Raw genomic sequence first — 22,157 nt, forward strand, 5'->3', positions numbered from 1 at the left:
AGCTTGACAAAGCCGGACTTGCCAGCTTATATCTAGAGTCAGTTTGCGGGTCGTTAGCTCAGTTGGTAGAGCAGCTGACTCTTAATCAGCGGGTCGTAGGTTCGAGCCCTACACGACCCACCACAAGCTCGAAAAAGGCAGGCAGCTCATTGAGCTTGCCTGTTCGCTTTTTAGGAAGCAAAATCCGCCAACGCTTTTCAGTCTTGTCTCAAAGGCTTACAGGTTATAGCCGGGCATGATTGCTTATCTTGTTGCGTGGCTTGGCTTGTCAATCCTGTGCGTGATGATTGGCACTTCGGTGGTGCGGCTTTTCGGTTGTCCGACAAGCATCGCGCGTCCAGCCGATCGACTAATCGCCTCACTTTGGGTCGGTTTGTTGACGTTGGCCAGTGCCCTACTGGCTACGTCACTGGTTGTTCCTCTTCGCCCAGCTTGGTGTTTGCTCGTTGCCTTTGGACTTTCCCTGCCAGCTCTATGTTCAAAAGACTCGACGGATACTCTATGGGACTACGCGCAGTTCCTGACGTTGCCTTTGATGTTGAGTGGCGTGGCCTTGGCTTTAGCGATGGCTTGGTTTGTCTTGCGTGGCACGCTCTTGGAAGATGCGCATATTTATCATATTCCTCGAATTCGTTGGTATAGCGAATATGGCACTGTCCCAGGTTTAGCTCTTCTGGAACCACATTTAGGCTATGCCAGTAGCTGGCACGCACTGACCGCCCCTTTTGATGCTGGTTTTTTGTGTGGGCGTGCTTATGCGCTTATCAATGGATTTCTTTGCACGCTATTTTCAGCCAATTTCATTCTTGTTGGCTGGAGATTATATCGAGCAAAGATGCAAGTTTCAGACTGGTTTTTGGCAACCGCATCTGTTATTTATTTTAGCACATGCTTTAGGCAATGGACTCAAATTATTTTTTCGCCTTCACCAGATATTGCTGTCATACTCGTGACCGTCATGATCGGCTGGATGTTGCTGGTTGAAGGTAAGCGGTCAGAACCTAGGCCACGAGCTGCCTTGTTTTGTAGTCTGGGTGCACTGAGCCTGAAACTTTCACTCGCCCCAGTCGTTGCCATCGTTACACTAGTTGAGTTATGGCAGCTTCACGTGTCGCCGCGGCAGCTCGTCCGCTTGTCGTTCGTGGCGGTTGGCTACGCGCTTCCTTTCTTGCTGGCACAGTTTATATCAAGCGGATTTCCACTTTATCCGATAACAGTTCCCAATCTTCAAGTTGATTGGGGAATTGATTTGATGACTGCTGAACTTGAGGCCAAATTGCCAGCACTTACTGTCCCTTACGGGTTTCATCCAACCTCTCCTTCAAACGCACCATCAGATTGGTCTGAAATGTTTTCAAATCTTTTTCACAATCAATCTTACTTGATGCTTTTCTCTACCGTAAATTTGATGATTTGCGGGGCGCTTGCATTTTCAACTCAAAAATTGAGCTCGATTAAAACATTGGCATGTATTGGACTGATTGGAAATATATTTATACTTTCCTCAGCTCCTGATATCCGTTATGGGCTTTGCTATGTTCACGTGGGACTCTCAACACTTGTCGCTTTGTTTGCATCTGAATGGCTCGGGAAAAAATTGCTCCTTGCCAACAAAGGTCTGCGTGTCAGAGTGTTTTACATATACTTGCTGGCCATTGCTCTGGCCTTCTTCCCCTTGAGAATTTCCGTGACGGTGCTCTTGCTGGCCTGGGTCGGGAGTATGGCACTCCTGTTTCGGGCAAGTCGCTTGGAAGCCCGGTTACGAGCGCTGAATTTACCGCTCCGGTGGACGCCGGCAGCGGCGGCGTTGACCGTCGCCGGTTGTCTGACGGCTACGTCCTATGCCAAAGATGCAACGGAGATGGTCATGGCATCTTACGCTGGCGCCGGCCTCTTCAGACTGCCGGATAATTCTGTTCCGAAGTGGTTGCTCCCACCTCCGACGGTACGTTACCGTTTGACTGTCAAGGGTCCAGAAGCCATTGTCCCGGTCAACGCCCGGTATGAGACCAAAATTGTCGGCGGGCATCGCTACCTATATCCCATAGTCGGGTTTTGCAGCGACGCTGAACTGCCATGCGGCTCGTATGGTATTCGTTCCGATATTCGGTGGCGTGATCCCCGGCGGGGATTGGCCGGTGGATTCTCACGCTCCAGATAGCGCACGGCTGGCGTGTGAGTGTCGTGCCTTGCCCTGAGTGCGCACTCCATTTGCCAGGATGAGCTGCCTATGCGTCTTGCCTACCTTCGCCATGCCTTGCGCCCCTCACCTTTCACGGCGGTGGTGGTGAATGACCTTGCTGTGGATGTCAGCCACACGCTGGCGACGCCAGTAGATAGCTTTGCCCTGGACCAACCCGCTCGCCAGGACTTGATGGAGCGCGCGAACGAAGCAGCCTGCCACCGGGAGGACGGGGTCGTACCGTTAGCGGAAACAGTCTTCTTACCACCCGTCCCGCGTCCGGGCAAAATCGTCGCCGTTGGGTTGAACTACCGCGACCACGCCGCCGAGCAAGGCAAAACGCCGCCAGCGGCGCCGGTGGTCTTTGCCAAGTACGCCAGTGCGTTGACGGGCCACGAGTCGCCCATTGTCTTGCCGCCCAACAGCCGCGAGGTGGATTACGAAGCCGAGTTGGCGGTCGTCATTGGGCGTCCAGCCCGACAGATCGCCCGCGAAGCAGCTTATGACTACGTTGGTGGCTACACCCTGCTCAATGACGTGAGCGCCCGCGACATGCAGCGCCAAGATAAGCAGTTTACCCGCGCCAAGTCCTGCGACACCTTTGCCCCGATGGGTCCGTGGTTGGTCACGGCCGACGAAATACCCGCTCCTCACGCGCTTGACATTCGCTTGACGCTCAATGGACAGGTGATGCAGTCCTCCAGCACGCGCGAGATGATCTTTGACATTCCCTACCTCATTTGGTTTTTGTCGCAGTCCATGACGCTCGAGCCAGGGGATGTCATTTCCACCGGCACGCCGGGCGGCGTCGGTGTTTTTCGCCAACCTCCGGTTTTCCTGAAACCCGGCGATGAAGTCGCTGTGACCATCGAGGCGTTGGGTACGTTGAAGAACCATGTCGTTGCCGCAGCGGTTGCCTGAGCGTGCGCGCCGGCTGCGCGCCCTGCCGTCTGTCGAACGCTTAGCGCAGACGCTCGATGCCGAGACCTCACTGGCAGGATTCACCGCCGCCGAGCGCCGCGCGGCCGCCCGTCAGGCCATTGCTCAACTGCGTACTGAACTGCAAAACCAGGCGCTTGAACGAAGCGCTGCCGACCTGTTCGCCCAGAGCCTTGCCGCGGCCCGTGCTTGGTTGGCAGCCCGTGGGGGCATGCGTCCGGTCATCAACGCAACCGGCGTTATCCTACATACCAATCTGGGACGTGCTCCCCTAGCGCGTGCGGCGCTCGAAGCACTGACAATGATTGCTGGCGGCTACTGCAACCTTGAGTACGACTTGGCTACGGGCCGACGCGACCGGCGCGACCGGCATGGCGAAGCTCACTGGCAGATGCTGCTGGGCTGTGAGGCGGCACTGGTGGTCAACAACTGCGCCGCGGCCGTCTGGCTGGTGCTCGATACCTTTGGCCGTGGGCAGACGGCGCTCATCTCGCGGGGTGAGTTAGTCGAAATCGGCGGTGGGTTTCGGATTCCCGACATCATGGCCAAAAGCGGCGTGACGCTGTGCGAAGTCGGGACGACGAATCGTACCCGCCTGGCAGACTACGCAGCCGCCTTGGAAACACTTTCCGATGCACGGCTCATCGTGCGCGTTCACCAGTCAAACTTCCGCCTACTGGGCTTTACCGAACGCCCGTCCCTAGCGGCGCTGGCCGTGCTGGCACGCCAGCGCGGCCTCCTGCTTTTTGATGATATTGGCAGCGGACAACTGACTGACTTGAGTGCCTATGGCGTGTTGGATGAGCCATCCCCAGCGCGGTCGTTGGCGGACGGCGCCGATCTCGTTACCTTCAGCGCCGACAAGCTCCTGGGCGGACCCCAGGCCGGCGTCATTGCCGGTCGCCGTGACCTCATTGAACAGCTCCGCCGCAACCCGCTTCTGCGCGCGCTGCGTGCCGATAAACTGACCTACGCGGCGCTCGAAGCCACGCTCAAGCTGTACTGCACCCGTGCGCCGGAGGCAATTCCGACCGTGGCCATGATTCGGCAAACCCCGGATGCCATCCGGCGGCGTGCCCGGCGATTGCGCCTTCAAATCCAACGCCGGTGTCCGGCTGAAACCCTGGCGGTACACCTGTCGCCAGGGCATTCCGTCATTGGCGGCGGCTGTGCCCCACAGGTACAACTGCCGACAACGCTTGTCCGGCTGACCTCGACCACCGTCGCCGCCGATGAACTGGCCACCCGGCTGCGGCAGCGGTCGCCGGCCATTGTGACACGCATCGAAAATGGTTGTGTCGTGCTTGATCCGCGGACGATTCTACCGGCACAAGAGCGCGCTCTGCTCCAGGGTATTGTCGAAAGCCTGGCATGAAGCGCCAGCGCGGGCTATCCACGGCGACGGCCAAGCCCATTTCGGCTATGCTCGCCACACCATCAAATTGTCCCGCTGTGACTTGCCATGCGCCTCGTTTTACCCGAACGCTTTGCGCCACTTTTCTCGTCCACGGTGATTGTCTCGGCCCTTGGCTACTTCGTGGATATTTATGACCTGCTGCTCTTTGGCATTGTGCGCGTGCCGAGCTTGCAGGCCCTTGGGCTGACCGGACAACGCCTGCTGGACGATGGCATCTTGCTGCTCGATGTTCAGATGGTCGGACTGCTCCTGGGTGGGATTCTGTGGGGCATCATCGGCGATAAGCGCGGGCGACGTTCGGTGCTGTTTGGCTCGATTCTGCTCTACTCCACGGCCAATTTTGCCAATGCCTTCATCATCGAACTGGCTGCCCTGCTGCCCGGCGGCGTCACCCCTTTTCAGCTGTATGTCATCCTGCGGTTTCTGGCCGGCGTCGGGCTGGCCGGCGAACTCGGCGCAGCCGTGACACTCGTCAGCGAAAGCCTTCCCAAGGAACTGCGCGGCTACGGAACGGCCATCGTCGCCGGGGTTGGCGTGTCGGGCGCGGTCGTCGCGGCGACGGTCGGTAAGTACTTCTCGTGGCAGGTGGCTTACATGACCGGCGGCATCCTGGGATTTTTGCTCCTGGCGACCCGCGCAACGCTGCTAGAGTCACGCATGTTCCACGCCCTTGAGCGCCAGGATGTTTCCCGTGGCAACTTCTTCGCGCTGTTCACCAACGGCGACCGTTTTCGGCGGTTTTTGTGTTCGATTCTCATTGGCGTACCGCTGTGGTTTGCCATTGGTATTCTCATCACCCTCTCGCCGGAGCTGACCCGTGAACTGGGGATTCCAGGGATTACGGCCGGCGAGTCCATCAAGTATGCCTACGCCGGGTTGGTGGTTGGCGATCTAGCAAGCGGAATCCTCAGTCAGTACCTGCGCAGTCGGCGGCGAGTCGTGTTTGCCTTTCAGACCATGACGCTCATCTTGACGTTCGTGTATGTCAGCGCGCGGGGCATCTCGCCGACGTATTTTTACGTCCTCTGCTTCCTGCTCGGTGTTGCCGCCGGATACTGGGCGGTGTTCATTACGATTGCGGCTGAGCAGTTCGGGACGAACCTGCGGGCCACCGTGGCGACCAGCGCACCGAATTTTGTCCGGGCCTCGGTTGTGCCGCTGACGCTGGCGCTCCAGTGGCTGACGCATCACACGGCGCTTGGGCTACTCTACAGCGCGCTTGCCGTGGGGATTGGCTGCACCGTGCTGGCCTATCTTGCCCTAGCGCTCCTGGAGGAATCCCACGGCAAGGCCTTAGATTTTGTTGAGGCGACGTAAATGACCAAACCAAAACGTTTTCTTTCGGGGATTCAACCGTCGGGCAAGCTGCACTTGGGGAATTATTTTGGCGCGATTGCCCAGCACATCGCGCTTCAGGAGGAAGGCGAAGCCTTTTACTTCATAGCTAACTACCATGCGCTGACGACCATCAACGACGCAACCCGCCTGCGCGAACTCACACGCGAGGTGGCGGCAACCTATTTGGCGCTGGGTCTCGATCCACAGCGCGCTGTGCTGTTTCGCCAGTCGGATATTCCTGAGTTGCATGAACTGGCCTGGCTACTGGCAACCGTTACCGGGATGGGCCTTCTGGAACGCGCCCATGCTTACAAAGACAAGGTGGCGCGTGGCCTTGCCCCGAAGGTTGGGCTGTTTTACTACCCGGTACTGATGGCGGCCGACATTCTCGCCTATCAGTCGGACGTCGTTCCGGTTGGGGCCGACCAAGCGCAGCACGTCGAAATGACACGCGACATGGCCGGTTTCTTCAACCACACCTATGGTGAGGTGTTTGTCTTGCCGGAAGCGCGCGTCAGTGAAGCGGCCGGCCTCGTGCCAGGAACCGATGGGCAAAAGATGAGCAAGTCGTATGGGAATGTCATCGAGCTGTTTGCCGACGACGCTACGCTCAAAAAAGCCGTCATGGGGATTGTGACCGATTCCGCGCCGGTTGAAGCTCCCAAGGACCCAGAACGGAACACCATCTTTCAGCTCTATGCCCTTGTGGCTTCACCTGAAGAAAAGGCAGCGATGGCAGAGGCTTTTCGGGCCGGCGGGTTTGGCTATGGAGAAGCCAAGAAGTTGCTTCTGGCCAAGTTGAAGACGCAGTTTGGGCCGGCGCGAGAGCGCTACCTCGCGCTGCTGGCGCGCCCCGACGAGATCGAGGATGTGCTTTTAGCCGGCGCGAAGCGTGCCCGCGCCGAGGCGCTGGCCACGATTCAGGCGGCGCGCACCGCCTGCGGACTGGCATGACACACCCGGCACCACCGGCGGCAACGTTGGCGGCCAAGTGGCAGGGACGCGCCCAGCGTCTGCGCGTTCCGCTCGGGTTCGTCACGGCCACGCTGTTTTTGGTCCTGGCGCGCCCAACACCGCTTGGCCTGACGGTCGGCGCCGGCATCAGCCTGCTTGGTCTTGGCTGGCGGGCGTGGGCGGCCGGCCATATCCGCAAGGATGAAGTACTGACGGTGCTTGGCCCCTATCGCCTGACGCGCAACCCGCTGTACTTAGGAAGCGCACTCATGATGCTCGGCTGTTTGGTCGCTGGTGCGCCCTGGCCGGCCGCATTGGCGCTTGCCACCTTGTTTGTCGGCATTTACTGGCCCGTCATGCAGGCTGAAGCCAAGCATCTAGCCAAGCTCTTCCCTGATGATTACCCGGCTTATGCGGCACAAACACCCCTTTTCGTGCCGGACTTGCGGCGATTTGGCGCGGCCTGGCGCGACGGTTTTGACTGGACTCGCTACCGACATCACCGTGAGTACCAAGCCGCGCTCGGATTACTGATGGTGTTTGTCCTCCTGGCGGTCAAGCTCTGGCGACAGGGCTGAAGGGGAAGGTTGGCGGGTATTCGGGCGCAAAACCATCAATCGAGTTCTGGGCAATTGGGTTCCGGGCGTCCAGATGATGGAAAGAAAAAACGAGCCGAGAACAAAGAATAGGCCGTAGTGACCAAGGCCTGGCGCGCCAATGGCGTATCCGCAGATGCCACCGTATGCGCGCAAACCAAGTGTGCTACTTTCCCACTGATGACCGACGCCGCCCACCACAACGCTTACGACCAGGCGTTCAAGTATCTCGCCGACGCCGATCCCTATGCCCTCCTCGTCTTGCTTGGCGTGCTCCCGGTCAATGTCCCAGCCACCATCACCCCGCTTGCCAAGGAACTCATCACCTCAACCCGTATCCCGGACGAAATCTACCTGATTGAATCCGGCCAGGACCGCTGGATTGCCCACATCGAGGTCCAAACCCGCTATGACCCGGAAATGCCGCGGCGGTTGGTGGATTACGCCGACCGGCTGCGAATCGTCCACGACGACTTGCCGGTGCGGGCCTTTCTGGTGTTGCTGACGGCGCGGGGCGCGCCAGACCCGGTGCCAACGGAAGCGACGCTGGAGCTTGGGCGGCTGCGGTTGAGCTTTGGGTACACGGTGGTGAAGTTGTGGGAGTTGGCGGCGGAGGCGGCGTTGGCGACAGAGCAGGTGGCGTTGCTGCCGCTGGTGCCGCTGATGCGTGGGGAGCGGTCGGCATTGGCACAGGCCGCAGAGCGATTGCAGGCAGTTTCAGACGAAGCGCAGCGACAGGAGCTACAGTTGCACTTTTTGGTGTTAGGTGGACTTCGGTATGATGTTGGAGAGTTGATTGGGGCGTTGGGAGGAACGGCAATGATTCGATTGGAGCAGCTTCGGGAGTCGAGCGTGTATCAGATGATTTGGCAAGAGGGTCAAGCCAAAGGACTGGCCCAAGGGTTAGAGCAAGGGTTAGAGCAAGGGTTAGAGCAGGGTTTGGAGCAGGGTTTGGAGCAGGGGTTAGAGCAGGGGTTAGAGCAGGGGTTAGAACAAGGCCTGGAGCGCGGGCTGGAGCATGAACGCCTATTGATGACGCGCTTGTTGCAGCGCAAGTTTGGCGTTTTGCCACCAGAAGTCATAGCTCGCGTGCAGACGCTGGGGTGGGAAGCACTCGAACAGCTAGCCGACGCTCTTTTTGACCTTGCCGATCCGAATGCCCTCACGGCTTGGCTCAACCGCACTGAATAGGTTGCCAATGACGCGGTGCATGTGGAGCGCCGCCAACTGTCAGGGCTTGAAGCGGGTAGTTCCGGGGGTCAGGACTTTTCAGATGCGCACTCGGAAAGGACCAACTCGAATAGGTCGCTCGGCTGTCGCACGCATCTTCCGGCCCGTCCTGTATAAGTTCTGGGGCTGATTAGCGTGGGGCTAGAAGATCAATGCCATTGGCTTGGGTGTATTCGCGCAACGCCACCGGCCCTTGCTGGGTCAGCACGAAGCTTTCGTATTCCGTCAGCGGAATGACGTAAAGGAGCTTGATCGAGCCATCCACGTCTTCAAGCGTATCGGGGTCGTCATCGGCAAACGCCGGATGCAACCATACTTCCTGGCAGCGGGCAAAACCGGGGACGCCCGCTGCCACTTGCGCGCGCGTTTGCCAGTCGAAGGCCGCGGCCGGCTGCGCGGCAGCGGCGGCCAACTCAGCTAAAAACGCAGCGGCCAGGGCCTGTTCGCCGGTGGAGAGCGCTTGCTTGACCAACCAGTGGAGTTCAAAGGGGCGTCCGTCGGCCGCGCGGGCAACCTCCGACAACCCAAGAGTGTTGAACGCCGTGGCTCCGCCGGCTGGGTCTTCCCAAACGGCAACGTGCAGCGCCGCCTGGACGTGCGCCGGTGCCGCCACGCGGGTCGGTGTCCCCCACCGCTCGGTAAGCTTGAAAAACAACCGGCGCATCCGGGGCGTTGGGCTGTTGGGCGTAGCAGGCGACATCAGGCGTTATGACTTCGGTTGGGGCAGGACGGCTTCAACGACGCCACTCCGAATGACGACCGAGCAGGTGGCGCCAATGCGAAATTGCGAAAACAGGTCGGCTGAGACAGAATGCTCATACACTTTGGCACTTTTGGACGACCGAACGCGCACGACATAGCGTTCGGTGCGCTTGCCGGCACGGTAGTCCGGCCCAGGTGGTAGTTCGGGCCAGCGCGGGTTTGGCGTCGCATCGGCTTCAGTCAGTTCACGGACCGCCACCCACCGTTCACCGGTTTCACCGGGCAGCAGCGGTTGGCGTTGTTCAAGCTGAATCGTTCGCTCCCATTCAAGGCCAACGACCGTCATGGGCATGGTCTGTGGGCGCGTAGCGTAATAGAGCAGGCCGGAAAAGACGACGACAATCAGCAATGTCACGCCGCCCACGGCGAGCAGGAATGACTTGAGTGGAAAACCGGCATCGGTTTGGGCTACCGGCGGCAGGGTTGAATCAGGTTGTGTCATGAGTCGTTTTTTGGTCAATGTCCACATCTGCCGAGGTCCACGGTTGACGTTCTGACAGAGCAGGCGCTTTCGATTTTGTGTGAACATGGTGTCCTAGGTCAAAAGCCGCTCCCTCACCTTGCCGAACGGCGCGTTGACGCTGACGGCTGGGGCGGACTATCGTCCGGTGTAGCGTTGCGTTTTTTGGTTTTATGGCTCATCCAGCACAGCGACTCCATCAGCTTACACACCACGAACTCGTTGAGATTTTCACACGCTGGCAGCAGTTCATTGCGCCGCGCGCGCGGCTGCCACGTGCCATTCAGGTGGTGTTTTACCCTTACGTGGGGATCAACAACACCATTCGTCTGCGGGATGGCGTGATGCACGTCCGGCTGTCGGACATGCTCACCCAGGCGCCAACACCGATTATCGAAGCGGTTGCCGGCATCCTGCTGGCGCGCTTGTTTCGCAAAGCCGTCCCGGCGCGCTGCACTGAGCTGTTCCGCGAGTACGTGCGCTCAAAGCCCGTGATGCGCATGGCAGAACAGCGCCGCCGTGAACGGGGTTTCAAGTTGGTTTCTGGCGCGCGTGGGCGGCACTATGACCTCGAACGGCTGTTTCAGTATCTCAACCGGCGTTACTTCGACGGACGCTTGGCGCACCCGGCGCTGACGTGGAGCCAACGCCGCACGCGCCGGACATTTGGCCATTACGACGCCGCGCATCACACCATTGTCATCAGTCGGACGCTTGATGACGGGCGTGTACCCCAGATGGTCGTTGAATATGTGCTGTATCACGAGATGCTTCACATCAAGCACGGCGTCACCCACATCAACGGACGGCGCTGTGTTCACACCCCGGCCTTTCAGGAAGATGAACGGCAGTTTGAAAGCTATGATCTGGCGTCAGCCTGGTTATGCAGATTGGCGGAGGCGTTGAGCGTCACCCGCCGCTCGTCCAAACCAAGAACGCGCAGCCGCCTCCCAGACTAGCATCTGCCCTGAGTCTGGCGGTCGCCCTGAGAAGGAACGATGATGACTGTGGACGAAAACGTAACTGGCGATAATGGACTGCTGTCAATGATCGGTTTGCTCTGCTGCGTGGTGTGTCGGGTTCAAGTTGGCTTGACGCCCGACCGGCAAGGGGTTCAGTGTCGGCGCTGCGACCGGGTGTACCCGATTGAGGATGGAATTCCCCAAATGCTCATCGAAAAGGCCAAGCTGATTGCTGAAGCGGCGACCGATGGGACGCCGCCCGCAACCACCTAACACGCCCCGCGCCTGATGGGCGTCAACGCATCCTGGAGTGCAAGCGAGGAGGTTAGACCATGGGATTCGCCACAGACGTTATTCACGCCGGTCAAGCTCCGGACCCGTCCACCGGCGCGGTCACCGTGCCGATTTACCAAACCTCGACCTACGTCCAGGATGGGCTGGGGCGCCACAAAGGGTATGAATACGCGCGCACCCACAATCCGACACGCGCCGCGCTTGAAGCCAACTTGGCGGTTTTGGAAGGTGGCGTTGCTGGGTTTGCCTTCGCCTCAGGCATGGCGGCCATTCACGCTGTCATGACCGCGTGCTTGAAGGCTGGTGATCACGTTGTCGTCTCTGACAACACCTACGGAGGTACCTACCGGCTTTTCGAGCGGGTTCTGACGGATTTCGGCTTGACGTTCGATTATGTGGACGCCAGTGAACCGGCCCAGGTCACGGCGGCACTGCGTCCGACGACGCGCATGGTGTTTCTCGAAACCCCAACCAATCCCGTCATGCGCCTGTGCGACATCGCAGCCATTGCACAGGTCGCGCGACCGCGCGGCATCCATGTGGTGGTGGACAACACCTTCATGTCGCCTTACTTTCAGCGTCCGCTGGCGTTGGGCGCCAACATCGTCGTTCACTCGACGACGAAGTACCTCAACGGCCACAGCGATAGCGTCGGCGGGGTGGTGGTCGTCACGGAACCGGCACTGGCCGAGCGGCTGGCTTTCGTCCAAAATGCGGCTGGCGCGATTCTGTCGCCCATGGATGCGTGGCTGACCTTACGCGGCATCAAGACGCTCGTCGTCAGAATGCAGGCCCATGACGCCAACGGACGCGCCATTGCCCAGTTCCTGCAAGAGCACCCTCGCGTTGAGCGCGTTTACTACCCTGGCTTGGCCGAACATCCCCACCATGCGCTAGCAAAGCGCCAGATGTCTGGCTTTGGTGGTATGCTGGCCTTTGACGTCGGCCGGCTTGAGGCAGCCCGCAAAGTGCTTGAAACGTTGAGCATATTTGCTCTGGCCGAGTCATTGGGCGGCGTGGAAAGTTTAGCCTGCCACCCAGCGACGATGACTCACGCCAGCGTTCCGCCGGATGAGCGGCAGCGCTTGGGGATTACCGATGGGCTTGTCCGCTTGTCCGTGGGCATTGAGGACCTAACGGACCTGCTTGCCGATGTTGATCGCGCACTGGCGCAAGTGTGAACCCTGCCCAGTCCGCCCCAAGCCACGGACAGACGTCGTCTAGACTCGTTTGTTACGTGGATTTACCCCCTAGTCGCCCTGCCCAGGTTAACTTATACTGCTGTATCCGTTCTTGCGATGAGCAAAACTATTTGGACTGACCGAGCCTATGTCGTCAGCTCGTACCGCAGGCTTACAACGTCGCCAATGGATAGTCACTGGCAGAGGCCGGCATCACGTTCTTGGCGTTGCCCTGGTGTCGGTGGCAACTTATGCTTGCGGCACGCGCTGGAAAGAAATGGTTGTGATTGAGACGATGATGACTCATGCGTTACGGTTCGGCGCCTACACTTTATGGAAACGATCCATTACGGGAATGAAAAATCCTTGTCACATCACGATGCTATGACCACTGCGACGACCGCCAATGGCTTGAGAAGAATCGAAGTCTATGCGCTAACCGATGTTGGTGTGGTGCGCCCGCACAACGAAGACAACTTTTTGATTGTCAATCTAGAAGATGGGCAGAGCTGGACGGCCGAAAGCCAGTTGCCAGACCATCCGTTGGTCGTGGAATTACGCCCACCTGATCAGGGTGTGCTCCTGGCAGTCTCAGATGGTATGGGGGGCGCGCTGGCGGGCGAAGTGGCCAGTCACCTGGCGGTGACGCAAGTTTGCGATAGCATGATGCGTCTTCAGAAAGCCGAGGAGTTCAAGCGCTTCGGTTTCCATGAGCACCTGCGCTTTGCCATCGAACGCGCCAATTTGTTTATCAATAGCCAGAGTCAGCGCAGTCCAGAATATGCCGGCATGGGCGCGACCTTCACGGGTGCTGGTTTGGATGGCACCATGCTGTACTTGGCTCAAGTGGGGGATTCACGCGCTTATCTATTCCGCCATGACCTCGCCGTCCAAATCACGACTGACCAGTCGCTCGTTGAGCAGTTGATTCAATCCGGGCACATTACCCGCGAGGAAGCGGAAACCCATCCCTACAAAAACGTCATCCTTCAGGCGCTGGGCGCCACGCCCAGTGTGACGGTCACGGTTGATAGCCTCCCGGTGTGCCGGGATGACGTCTTGCTACTCTGTAGCGACGGCCTATCTGGAAAGATCAATAGTGAAGACATGCGCAATATCCTGGCCGCCGCGGAGGGCAACCTGCGCGCTGCCTGTCAGCGCATGGTAGAACTTGCCAATGAACGGGGCGGTGAGGACAACATCACGGTTGTGCTACTGCGATTCACGGGCGATGGCTTCCCGGCACGCGGTGAAGTCGCGGGCGATGATCGTATCACCCCAATTGACCGGGACGATGAACTGCCCCACCCAACCGAGAGTAGTCTTGGGCTGGGTGACGAGCCAACCCAGGATGAGCCGGAGTCTTCGCCCACCATGGAACTTACGTCGGAAGGTGAGCCGGCTCGGGGGCCAACCCCAGCCGAACTCGCCATTACGGGGGGACTTGGGCTGACTCGTCAATTTTCGGCTGTCAGTTCACCACCAGCGGACTCGCCCGCGTTGTCTATTTCCAACGGGACCCCCACTGTCCCGCCGTCCCAATCCCCCACGGCGCACTGGTCTGGCGGCGGGACATCTGACGATGGGTTACGCACGTACCGCTTGGTCGCGGCGAGCCTGCTCGTAATTTTGTCAGTTTGCGCGCTCATTTGGACATTCTTCAATCGCAAGGCTGGCGTGCCGCCTGACGGGCCGGATCCGCCGCGCAACCAAACCCACGTCGCCGCCCGTCCTCCCTCCTGCTAGACTTTGCCTAAATCTGCTGCCGTTCATGTCCACTGCTTCACCCGAAGCTTCTACTACCGAACTCACGATTGTCATGCCGTGCCTCAACGAGGCCGAAACGCTTGAAACCTGTATTCGCAAGGCCCAGGGGTTTCTCGAACGATACGGCATTGCTGGTGAAGTCATCGTTGGAGATAACGGCTCAACTGATGGTTCACAGGCAATTGCCCAGCGGCTTGGTGCGCGCGTCGTCAACATCCCGACCCGTGGCTATGGCGCGGCCTTGTATGGGGCCACGCTGGCAGCACGTGGGCGCTACGTCATTATGGGTGACTCGGACGACAGCTATGATTTCTCCAATTTGATGCCTTTTCTTGAGAAGCTTCGGGCCGGTTATGACCTTGTCATGGGCAACCGCTTTCGGGGCGGTATTCGACCGGGCGCAATGCCCTGGAAAAATCGCTACATTGGCAATCCGGTGCTGACTGGAATTGGGCGCTTGCTATTTCGGTGTCCGGCTGGTGACTTTCACTGTGGTTTGCGTGGCTATTCGCTGACTGCCTTCAGGCGTCTGGACCTGCGGACGACGGGCATGGAATTTGCCTCTGAGATGGTCATCAAAGCCACGTTGATGGGGCTGCGAATTACGGAAGTTCCAACCACATTGTCGCCCGATGGGCGGTCGCGTCCGCCACACCTTCGGCCGTGGCGTGACGGTTGGCGGCATCTCCGGTTCATGCTGCTGTACAGCCCGCGGTGGCTTTTTCTCTATCCGGGCTTGCTGTTGATGGCGATTGGGTTGGTCGTCGGGGCGTGGCTCCTGCCCGGCCCACAGCGTTTGGCGGGCATCGTCTTTGACATCCACACCTTGCTTTATGCGGCGCTGGCCGTCCTGATTGGTTTTCAGTGCGTGACGTTTGCCCTGCTGGCGAAAGTGTTTGCCATCAACGAGGGTTTGCTACCTGAGGACTCGCGCCTCAATCACCTGTTTCGCTACGTCACGCTTGAAACCGGACTCGTTCTAGGCACACTTTTGGTACTGGGCGGGCTGGTTGGGTCTATCGTGGCGGTGGCTTCCTGGAATGAAGTGGACTATGGCCCACTCGATGCCAGCCGGACGCTTCGCTTGGTGATTCCCGCCATGCTGTGCCTGATGCTTGGCTGCGAAACTATCCTGGCCAGTCTTTTTCTGAGTATTCTCGGCTTGCGGATACGGCGGATGTGAACACTTTTTGGCTGCGCAATGAAACCCCTTGACTACCATCTCCAAAACTGGCGCATTGCCGTCGTGCGCCCGCATCTTTCCGCCACGGATCGTATCCTCGACATTGGCGCATTCGATGGCGCGCTGGCACGGCAGGTGCGGGAGTTCAGGGCGTATGTTGGGATTGATCCGGAGGCCGACCCGGCGCAGTCCACGGCGCGGATGCATTTCGTGCGAGGTCGCTTTCCACAGGATTTGCCGCCCAGTGAAGAGCCTTTTGACGCCGTGACCCTGCTGGCGCTGCTAGAGCATATCCCGGACACCGAGCTGGGCGCGTTTGCACGGGCATGCGCCGACGCCTTACGACCCGGTGGAAAGCTGCTCATCACCGTGCCGCATCCGTTCGTTGACCGTATTCTTGACATCCTGATGGCATTGCGCCTACTCGATGGCATGGAAACCGACGCGCACCACGGCTTCGACGTGGCACGCACCCGCGACATCTTTGAGCAGGCCGGGTTTGAACTCACCCTGCATCGCCGCTTCCAGCTTGGCCTCAACAACTTCTTTGCCTTCCGCAAAATCTGACCTTGCATTCTGCAAAACCTGACGCACAGCGGCGATGGTCGTCGGATTTTTTCGTCGTGCTTGGGCGCGGCCCGATATAGGCTAGTCTAGTAGTATTTGTAACTTTTCACACGGTTGACGCTCGCATGAATCTGACCGTTCCCACTACTCGACTCGATGCCGATCTCATCATTGGTTCCCGTGGCAGTGCTCTGGCGCTTTGGCAGTCTGAATGGGTGAAATCCCAGCTTGAGCAGGCGGTACCAACCCGCCGCGTCGCCATTCAGATCATCAAAACCACGGGTGACGCCATACTTGACGCGCCACTCTCCAAGATTGGCGGCAAGGGCGTTTTTACCAAGGAAATTGAAGAAGCGCTGCTGGCTGGTGTTGTGGATTTGGCCGTTCATAGTTTGAAGGACCTCCCGACGCGCCTTCCAGCGGGGCTAACCCTGGGATGTGTCACCCGCCGGGAGGACGTGCGGGATGCCCTGGTCGCGCGCGAGGGGGTTCAATCACTGGACGATCTCCCACCCAAGGCCGTGATTGGGACGAGCAGTCTTCGGCGGCAGGCGCAGCTTCTGGCGCGGCGTCCTGACCTCGAACTTGCCGACTTGCGCGGCAACGTTGGCACCCGGCTGCAGCGCGTTGCCGAAGGCCGCTATGACGCCATCATTCTGGCCTCGGCTGGACTGGTTCGCCTGGGCTTTGAGTCGCGGATCGCGCAGCGCATCCCGACCGACGTCCTGCTGCCGGCCGTTGGGCAGGGGGCGCTTGGGATTGAGATTCGGGAACACGATTCGGCAACGCAGGAAGCCGTACAAGTCATGGCTCACCAGACGACCTGGCGTGCCTGCGAAGCTGAACGAGCGTTTCTGCACGGGTTGGGCGGTGGTTGTCAGGTGCCGATTGCGGCCCATGCCGTGGTGGATAACGAAGGTCGCTTGCGGTTGCGCGGCCTCGTGGCCCGTACGGATGGGACGCGCATCATTCAAGACGAACTGACCGGTGACGCGCGCTTTGCTGAGGATATTGGCAAGGAACTCGCCGAGCAGGTGCTTGGGCAGGGCGCGGACGAACTTTTGGCGGAACTCGACGCCCACCCGCACTGAAAATCTGCCCTAAAACAGTAACGCCGTTTCGTTGTTGTCCAGCAACGCTTGACGGAGGCGCGCGGCCTTTCGCACGATACTGGCCTGGGCGGTCGTTCAAGCCGCTCGATGGAAGGAGTGTTCACTATCATGCACCTGTGCCGCCATGTTTTCTGGGCAAGCAGCTTGTTAAGCGCCTGCCTTGCGCTTTCATCCACGCCTGGCTGGGCGCAGACTGGAGCTGGTACGCCCAAGTCGGTCAAATCCAGGCCGGCGAAAAAACCAGCCAAAACCCCCTCGTCCACGGCTGCGGAGACCCCCACGCCGATCAACCCAAATGAGCTGCCGCTCGGTGTTCAGGACAATCTCGCTGAAGCCAAGCGGTTGCAGGAACAATATCAGCGTGAGGCGGCGGCGCGGCGGCGCGCGGAAGCTGAAGCTCGCAAGAAGGGGTTGCCCTGGCCGCCGCCAGAGGAAGTGAACCCAGAAAACCAGTCGCCACCAGCCGCGCCGGCGAGTTTACCAGCGTCGCAGCCAGCACCACCGCCTCAAGACACTTCGCCGCCACCGGCTGACCCACCAATGGAAAGTCAAACAGGAACACCCCGAAACACCTCAACTGGTGAGAATACTCAACCTGTAACTGAGCCGCCGCCTCCCCCGGCTGGTGGAAAAACAATCATTCGGACGTGGCCACAGGCGAAGAAGCCCAACCAGTCAAAATCGCCACAGTAAACAGTCCTGTAATACCCCGCGCGTATAACTGTGTAGCTCGGTTATCGGCGAGGCTACGGCGCGTCGCCACCAAGATGAATGGGCTTTGAACGATGGAAAAAGGAGTACGACCATGAGAGCTTTGAAGTATGGCATTTGGGGGTTCACCTTTGGCGCATGCCTGGTGTTCACCACGACCGATGGCCTGGCGCAACGGTTGCGGGTCGGACAGCAGCCTTCAAGCCGTGTCACCCCGTCCGCGAGCGCGCCAAAGCCGGCACCAACGGATGTCAGCGACTTGCCGATTGGCGTGCAGCAGGGGTTGTCTGATGCCAAGCGTTATCAGGAACTGCTCCAGCAAGCGCTCCGCCAAGGCCAGGCACCGCCGCCATTGCCTTATGCAATGCCACCTGTCCTCCCGCTGATGGTTCCCGGCTATCCACCACCGCAAGCGTCGGGTTCACCGGCGGGTGCGGCCCAGCCCTGGCTCATCTTGCCGCCAGGTGCCCCGTTTCCGGCAGAGACGCCACAGCCAATGCAACCGCTTCAGTCACCAACCTCTGGCCCGGTCAGCTCAAGCCTTACCCTCCGTCAGGTATCCCCGCCGCCACAAACTCCGGCATTGTCACCGTCCCTTCGGCAGCTACAAGAGTTGCAGCAGTACTTGGATGCACTGATGAATGGGCATGCCGACAGTGGCATGTGTGGAGATGGACAAGTGGTGGTGCCGAGCCAGCCCCTGCAACAGCCGCCACAGGGCGGAGGCATTCGGATGTCACCTCCAGCGCCGCAAGGGGTTCGACTTGGCACCCGTCCATAATGTTTTTAGACATAGATAGGGCACAAGTTTTGGGAGCGTGGGTATGCTACCCGCGCTCCCAGGCATTATGGCCGAAAAACCTTATGGCACGGAGACCGGCGGCGGTTTGGGTTGCCCATCCCAGTTCCCGATCAACGGCACATCTCCAGGCACGCCGTAGTTCACGCGAATGTCCGGCGGTCCGCTCGTGTTCGATGTCCGCAACTGGAACTGAATCGTCCCGTTCAGGTTCACCACCACCCCGACCGCCGCGAAACCCTGCCGCGTCCAATCTCCAGCTACCGGACGCACCACTGTCCCACTCGTTGTCACCGTGAAGGTCGCATCCGCTGGGCCGCTCACGTTGGCATTCTTCAGGAAAAACTGCCCCGTCCCCGGACGGTACAACCCTAGCCCGGTCACGTTGCTCGATACCGTCCACTGCCCGGCAATCGGCACGTCCATCGCCTGCGCACCCGTGATCACCACCGTCAGGTCGGGATTCCCCGCCGTGTTCGTGTTTCGCAGGAAAAACGTCTGCGCGCTCGGACGATACACCCCGCACGTCACCGTCCCGTTCCCGTCCCAGTCTCCCGCAATCGGCACATCCCCGACCCCACCAAACGCGAATGACACATCCGCGAACCCGCCCGTGTTGTTGTTGATGAGGAAAAACGTCATCGTTCCATTGACATTCCGGTAAATCCCCGGTGTGTCAACCCCGTCGCCGTTCCAGTCACCAGCAATCGGCGTATCCCCGGCCAGCCCATAAAAGAAGTCGTTGTCCGCGAAGTCTGAAATCAGCCGATTTTTCAGGTACATATACCCGTTCGACGGTCGAAACATCGCCATCGTCGAGCCGATGGGCGCACCCGGCCCGCTCGACCCAGCCTGCGTCACCGTCACGAACTGCCCGGCGACGAAGAACGTCCCCGCGCGTGGCGTCGCGCCGGGATTGCGCCCTACAGCAAAGGTTAACGTCGCATTGCCGATTCCAGAAATCGCCAGCCGTCGCGCTTCATCGCCAAGGTTGGCAACCATCCGGGGCGTGATGACTTGTCCACTGGCCAGTTGAGCAGAAATGAGCTTGATCCACGGCGCGTCAATGTTGCGGACGCGCGCCTCCCAAGCGCAGGTTGGGCCAGTTGTAATCGTCAAGGTTGCATTTGAAACGGCATCCCCACCAACGTTGATGCTGGTCGGTGTCACGGTAAAGGCACAAGCGCCTGCCTGAACCGTCACGGTCAGCGTTTGATTGGCAACGCCGGTGCCGTTGGTGGCTTGAATGGAGAGCAAAAACACGCCGGTCGTTCCGGCTGGTGGTGTCCCCACGAGCACCGCGCTGCCATCGCCACCGGTGAAGGTGATACCTGGCGGCAGTGTTCCCCCAACCAACGTGATAGTTGGGGTCGGCACGCCGCTGGCCGTAATCAAGAAGCTGGAGGGCTGCCCAGGCGTGAGTGTGACGTTTGGCGAACTGGTAATCGTCGGAGCCACATCGGCTGATCCGCTCTGCGTGATCGTGAACGTGTTGCCGCCAGGACTGAGCGTCAGCGTCGCCGTACGCTGTGCGCCCGGGTTCGCCGCCACCTGAAAACTCACTGTCGTCAATAAGTTGCCGGCTGCTGGAAAGCCCGTCACCCAATCGGGAATCCCCGATACTGTCCACGCCCCGGTTGCATTGATGGTAACGGACTGTGGCATGCCGGAGCCACTGGCCGGTAGGCCTACCCCTGGAGCTGAGAAAATCGGGTTGACCGTCCAACCGATGTCACGAAAGAGATTGAGCGTAAGGTCTTGCGTTCGCGGCAGGCGCGGCGTAATAGCCGGTTCCATGAGCAGCCGCGGTCGCACGGTGCTATCCCAGTGCGACACTGATGACCCCGCCTGGCGTGGATTCGGCGCAAACATCCGAATCCGCCCGTTGGTGGTGCCGGCCGGGCGCGTCGGATCAAGCAATAGCGTTGCCGTCACGCTTCCACTTGATAAAAAGTTGCGCAGTGTTGCGCCATCCGCCTGCGAAATGCCGACCACCGGAATGGTGATGTTGGGCGCCGTGCCACCTGGACTGAAGCCACCGGCGATGTTGTTGGCAATGATGAGACCTTGCGCGCCGGCCTGTTGCGCATTGGCGGCTTTGTCCACGAATGGGCAATCGCCCCGATCCACCAACGCGAAGTTCGTATTGACCGCGCCCGGATTGGATAGCGGCCCACAGGCCAGTGGCGGTTGGGCCGCCACGAGCGGGCGCGTCAATCCGCCTAGCGTAATCGCCCCCCCAAAGCTTGCCTGGTTGACTGCAATGAACTCCGGCGGCGTGCGCTCGACGCGCAGTACCGGGGCCGGGTCCAGGGTAAGCGGCAGTGCGCTCTGGGTCGTTGACCCGGTCCAGGTGAGGTTGCCGGTGTTGATAGCCGACGCTTGTCGCTGGTCGGCAGTCATTTGATTCCAGTTCAGGTTGAGATTTTCATCCCGTAGCAGGCGCGCATAGCAATCCGTAAAGCCACCGTTTGGGTCGGTGTCGGATGCGCCGTTGTTCCGTCCGTTGGCCGTATTGACAAAGGTGCTGAAGCCTAAGCCGTGGGAGAACTCATGCAGGACGACGGTCAACAAATCTACCTGGTCGGGCGGGGCATTGTTGTCCAAGCCAAGGTAAAAATTGGAGTTTGTGCTGAAGTTGGTGTTGATCTGCGAACGCGGAGGGTCTTGTACGGATAAATCCTGGCTCGCCAGTGCATTGGCGAGCGCATAGTGATACCACGTGTCCGTGAAGGGGGCATTGGGAAAGTTCCTGAAAATCACCGTTGTTCCGGCCGAACCAAGCACACCGCTGGGCAGCGACGTAAATTGACCGGCAATCACAATCGGCACATTGCTCCGCAGGGTAGCGCCCCAAATTTCAGCCGCGCGCTGAAAGACATTGAGCCGCTGCTGTCCAAGCGTTGTCCCGGGGTTGCCGCCGACCGGCGCAGTCGGTGTGGGATCGTTGAATCCGACACCGGGTTCGTTGGTGTTGCGAATGACAAAGGTCGAACCCTGGGCGTTCTCGCGGCTGGCGGCTGGGCCGGTGGCAGCGCCGACCTGCATGCGGTCCGGTGGCAGGACGAGGTCACGACCAGGGGACAGCTCCCGGTCAAAGGGATGGTCATGGTCAGCCGGATCGTCATGGGTTCCGTTACGTTCACCGCGCAAGAAGGCCTCCGCTTCGGGCAAGCTTCCAACGCAAGCGACCGTCACGCGACCATCTGGTTCCGTCCGCGCCAGCGCCACGTGCTGAAAACCATCTCCCAAATCCATCATCACCGTTCCATTTTTGAGTTGGCGAATGGGCTGGCCGTCTGCCTGCCGCCGCGTCACGTGCGCCACGAAGTCAAGCGTTTCACGGTATGGGTCGTCAGTGCGGCCGGCTGTGGCCTGGGTTGTCCCAAATGAAAAGGCTGAAGGCAGCCCACAGAGGGTCAGGAGACCAATCACAAAGAACACCCCAATCCGTGGGGCACGCGATGGCGTATGGGATTGCTGACGCATAATAGACTCCAGCGATGTCAAACCATCAGACGTTGATGGTTAGCCATGGTGATGCAAAGGCTCAATCAGAGGCATAACATAATGAGACCAAGCCATTTCAACAAGTGCGTCCGTGGACGAAAGAACGCCATTGCAGTCAAGTGAAGTCAGGTTCAAGCCAAAGTCCAGAGGCTTGACAGAAACCCCTGCTCGTCACTAGACTCCGGGCTTTGCC

The 22,157-nt window shown here is 59.5% G+C and carries 19 protein-coding genes and 1 tRNA gene; 17 read left to right on the plus strand and 3 right to left on the minus strand.

From position 1 onward, the window contains the following. The first annotated feature begins 47 nt into the window (after positions 1 to 47). The 8 genes from J8C06_RS00675 (at position 48) to J8C06_RS00710 (ending at position 8,617) form a co-directional block, all read left to right on the plus strand. Positions 48 to 123, plus strand: a tRNA-Lys gene (locus J8C06_RS00675). Positions 124 to 235: 112 nt separating this feature from the next. Next, positions 236 to 2,161 carry an LIC_10190 family membrane protein gene (locus J8C06_RS00680; RefSeq protein WP_211428884.1) on the plus strand — a complete coding sequence of 642 codons (1,926 nt, stop codon included), beginning with the start codon at positions 236 to 238 and terminating at the stop codon, positions 2,159 to 2,161. A gap of 69 nt (positions 2,162 to 2,230) precedes the next feature. Beyond that, on the plus strand, positions 2,231 to 3,103 hold the full coding sequence (locus tag J8C06_RS00685; protein WP_211428885.1) for a fumarylacetoacetate hydrolase family protein: 873 nt from the start codon (positions 2,231 to 2,233) through the stop codon (positions 3,101 to 3,103). Next, positions 3,078 to 4,496 (plus strand): L-seryl-tRNA(Sec) selenium transferase, encoded by a 1,419-nt coding sequence (selA, locus tag J8C06_RS00690; protein ID WP_211428886.1) that lies wholly within the window; start codon positions 3,078 to 3,080, stop codon positions 4,494 to 4,496. The genes J8C06_RS00685 and selA overlap by 26 nt, the downstream gene beginning before the upstream one ends. 87 nt (positions 4,497 to 4,583) lie before the next feature. Further along, on the plus strand, positions 4,584 to 5,855 hold the full coding sequence (locus J8C06_RS00695; RefSeq protein WP_211428887.1) for an MFS transporter: 1,272 nt from the start codon (positions 4,584 to 4,586) through the stop codon (positions 5,853 to 5,855). Then, a complete protein-coding gene (gene trpS, locus J8C06_RS00700) occupies positions 5,856 to 6,830 on the plus strand; it encodes a tryptophan--tRNA ligase (protein ID WP_211428888.1) in 975 nt (324 codons plus the stop codon). It begins immediately after the preceding gene. Continuing rightward, a complete protein-coding gene (locus J8C06_RS00705) occupies positions 6,827 to 7,408 on the plus strand; it encodes a methyltransferase family protein (protein ID WP_211428889.1) in 582 nt (193 codons plus the stop codon). Before trpS ends, J8C06_RS00705 begins: the two co-directional genes overlap by 4 nt. A 198-nt stretch (positions 7,409 to 7,606) precedes the next feature. Further along, positions 7,607 to 8,617, plus strand: coding sequence for a DUF4351 domain-containing protein (locus J8C06_RS00710; protein WP_211428890.1), 1,011 nt, complete (start codon positions 7,607 to 7,609; stop codon positions 8,615 to 8,617). Between the two features lie 169 nt (positions 8,618 to 8,786). On the opposite strand, the gene J8C06_RS00715 is transcribed toward J8C06_RS00710, so the two are convergent. Together J8C06_RS00715 and J8C06_RS00720 are read right to left on the minus strand one after the other, a co-directional pair. Further along, positions 8,787 to 9,356: a suppressor of fused domain protein gene (locus J8C06_RS00715; RefSeq protein WP_211428891.1), complete on the minus strand. Its 570-nt coding sequence runs from the start codon at positions 9,354 to 9,356 to the stop codon at positions 8,787 to 8,789. 6 nt (positions 9,357 to 9,362) lie between these two features. Then, a complete protein-coding gene (locus J8C06_RS00720; protein WP_211428892.1) occupies positions 9,363 to 9,860 on the minus strand; it encodes a hypothetical protein in 498 nt (165 codons plus the stop codon). Positions 9,861 to 10,051: 191 nt separating this feature from the next. Between J8C06_RS00720 and J8C06_RS00725 the strand changes: the two genes are divergently transcribed. The 9 genes from J8C06_RS00725 (at position 10,052) to J8C06_RS00765 (ending at position 18,436) form a co-directional block, all read left to right on the plus strand. Further along, the gene (locus J8C06_RS00725) at positions 10,052 to 10,837 is read left to right on the plus strand and encodes a SprT-like domain-containing protein (RefSeq protein WP_211428893.1); all 786 of its coding nucleotides are present in this window, start codon (positions 10,052 to 10,054) and stop codon (positions 10,835 to 10,837) included. Positions 10,838 to 10,876: 39 nt separating this feature from the next. Next, on the plus strand, positions 10,877 to 11,113 hold the full coding sequence (locus J8C06_RS00730; protein WP_211428894.1) for a Trm112 family protein: 237 nt from the start codon (positions 10,877 to 10,879) through the stop codon (positions 11,111 to 11,113). 59 nt (positions 11,114 to 11,172) lie between these two features. Next, on the plus strand, positions 11,173 to 12,315 hold the full coding sequence (locus tag J8C06_RS00735; protein WP_211428895.1) for a cystathionine gamma-synthase: 1,143 nt from the start codon (positions 11,173 to 11,175) through the stop codon (positions 12,313 to 12,315). A 333-nt stretch (positions 12,316 to 12,648) separates the two neighbouring features. Continuing rightward, complete coding sequence (locus tag J8C06_RS00740; protein WP_211428896.1) at positions 12,649 to 14,061, plus strand: protein phosphatase 2C domain-containing protein; 1,413 nt, start codon at positions 12,649 to 12,651, stop codon at positions 14,059 to 14,061. A gap of 25 nt (positions 14,062 to 14,086) precedes the next feature. Continuing rightward, complete coding sequence (locus J8C06_RS00745) at positions 14,087 to 15,265, plus strand: glycosyltransferase family 2 protein (RefSeq protein WP_211428897.1); 1,179 nt, start codon at positions 14,087 to 14,089, stop codon at positions 15,263 to 15,265. 18 nt (positions 15,266 to 15,283) lie between these two features. Then, complete coding sequence (locus J8C06_RS00750; RefSeq protein WP_211428898.1) at positions 15,284 to 15,832, plus strand: class I SAM-dependent methyltransferase; 549 nt, start codon at positions 15,284 to 15,286, stop codon at positions 15,830 to 15,832. A 125-nt stretch (positions 15,833 to 15,957) separates the two neighbouring features. Next, the gene (gene hemC / locus J8C06_RS00755; RefSeq protein ID WP_211428899.1) at positions 15,958 to 16,923 is read left to right on the plus strand and encodes a hydroxymethylbilane synthase; all 966 of its coding nucleotides are present in this window, start codon (positions 15,958 to 15,960) and stop codon (positions 16,921 to 16,923) included. 129 nt (positions 16,924 to 17,052) lie between these two features. After that, positions 17,053 to 17,637: a hypothetical protein gene (locus J8C06_RS00760; RefSeq protein WP_211428900.1), complete on the plus strand. Its 585-nt coding sequence runs from the start codon at positions 17,053 to 17,055 to the stop codon at positions 17,635 to 17,637. A gap of 112 nt (positions 17,638 to 17,749) precedes the next feature. Further along, the gene (locus tag J8C06_RS00765) at positions 17,750 to 18,436 is read left to right on the plus strand and encodes a hypothetical protein (protein ID WP_211428901.1); all 687 of its coding nucleotides are present in this window, start codon (positions 17,750 to 17,752) and stop codon (positions 18,434 to 18,436) included. 81 nt (positions 18,437 to 18,517) lie between these two features. Here the strand turns inward: J8C06_RS00765 and J8C06_RS00770 are convergent, their stop codons facing one another. Further along, the gene (locus J8C06_RS00770; RefSeq protein ID WP_211428902.1) at positions 18,518 to 21,943 is read right to left on the minus strand and encodes a PA domain-containing protein; all 3,426 of its coding nucleotides are present in this window, start codon (positions 21,941 to 21,943) and stop codon (positions 18,518 to 18,520) included. Between the last annotated feature and the right edge of the window lie 214 nt (positions 21,944 to 22,157).

Origin of the sequence: Chloracidobacterium validum (assembly GCF_018304825.1) — a bacterium.
GTDB lineage: Bacteria > Acidobacteriota > Blastocatellia > Chloracidobacteriales > Chloracidobacteriaceae > Chloracidobacterium > Chloracidobacterium validum.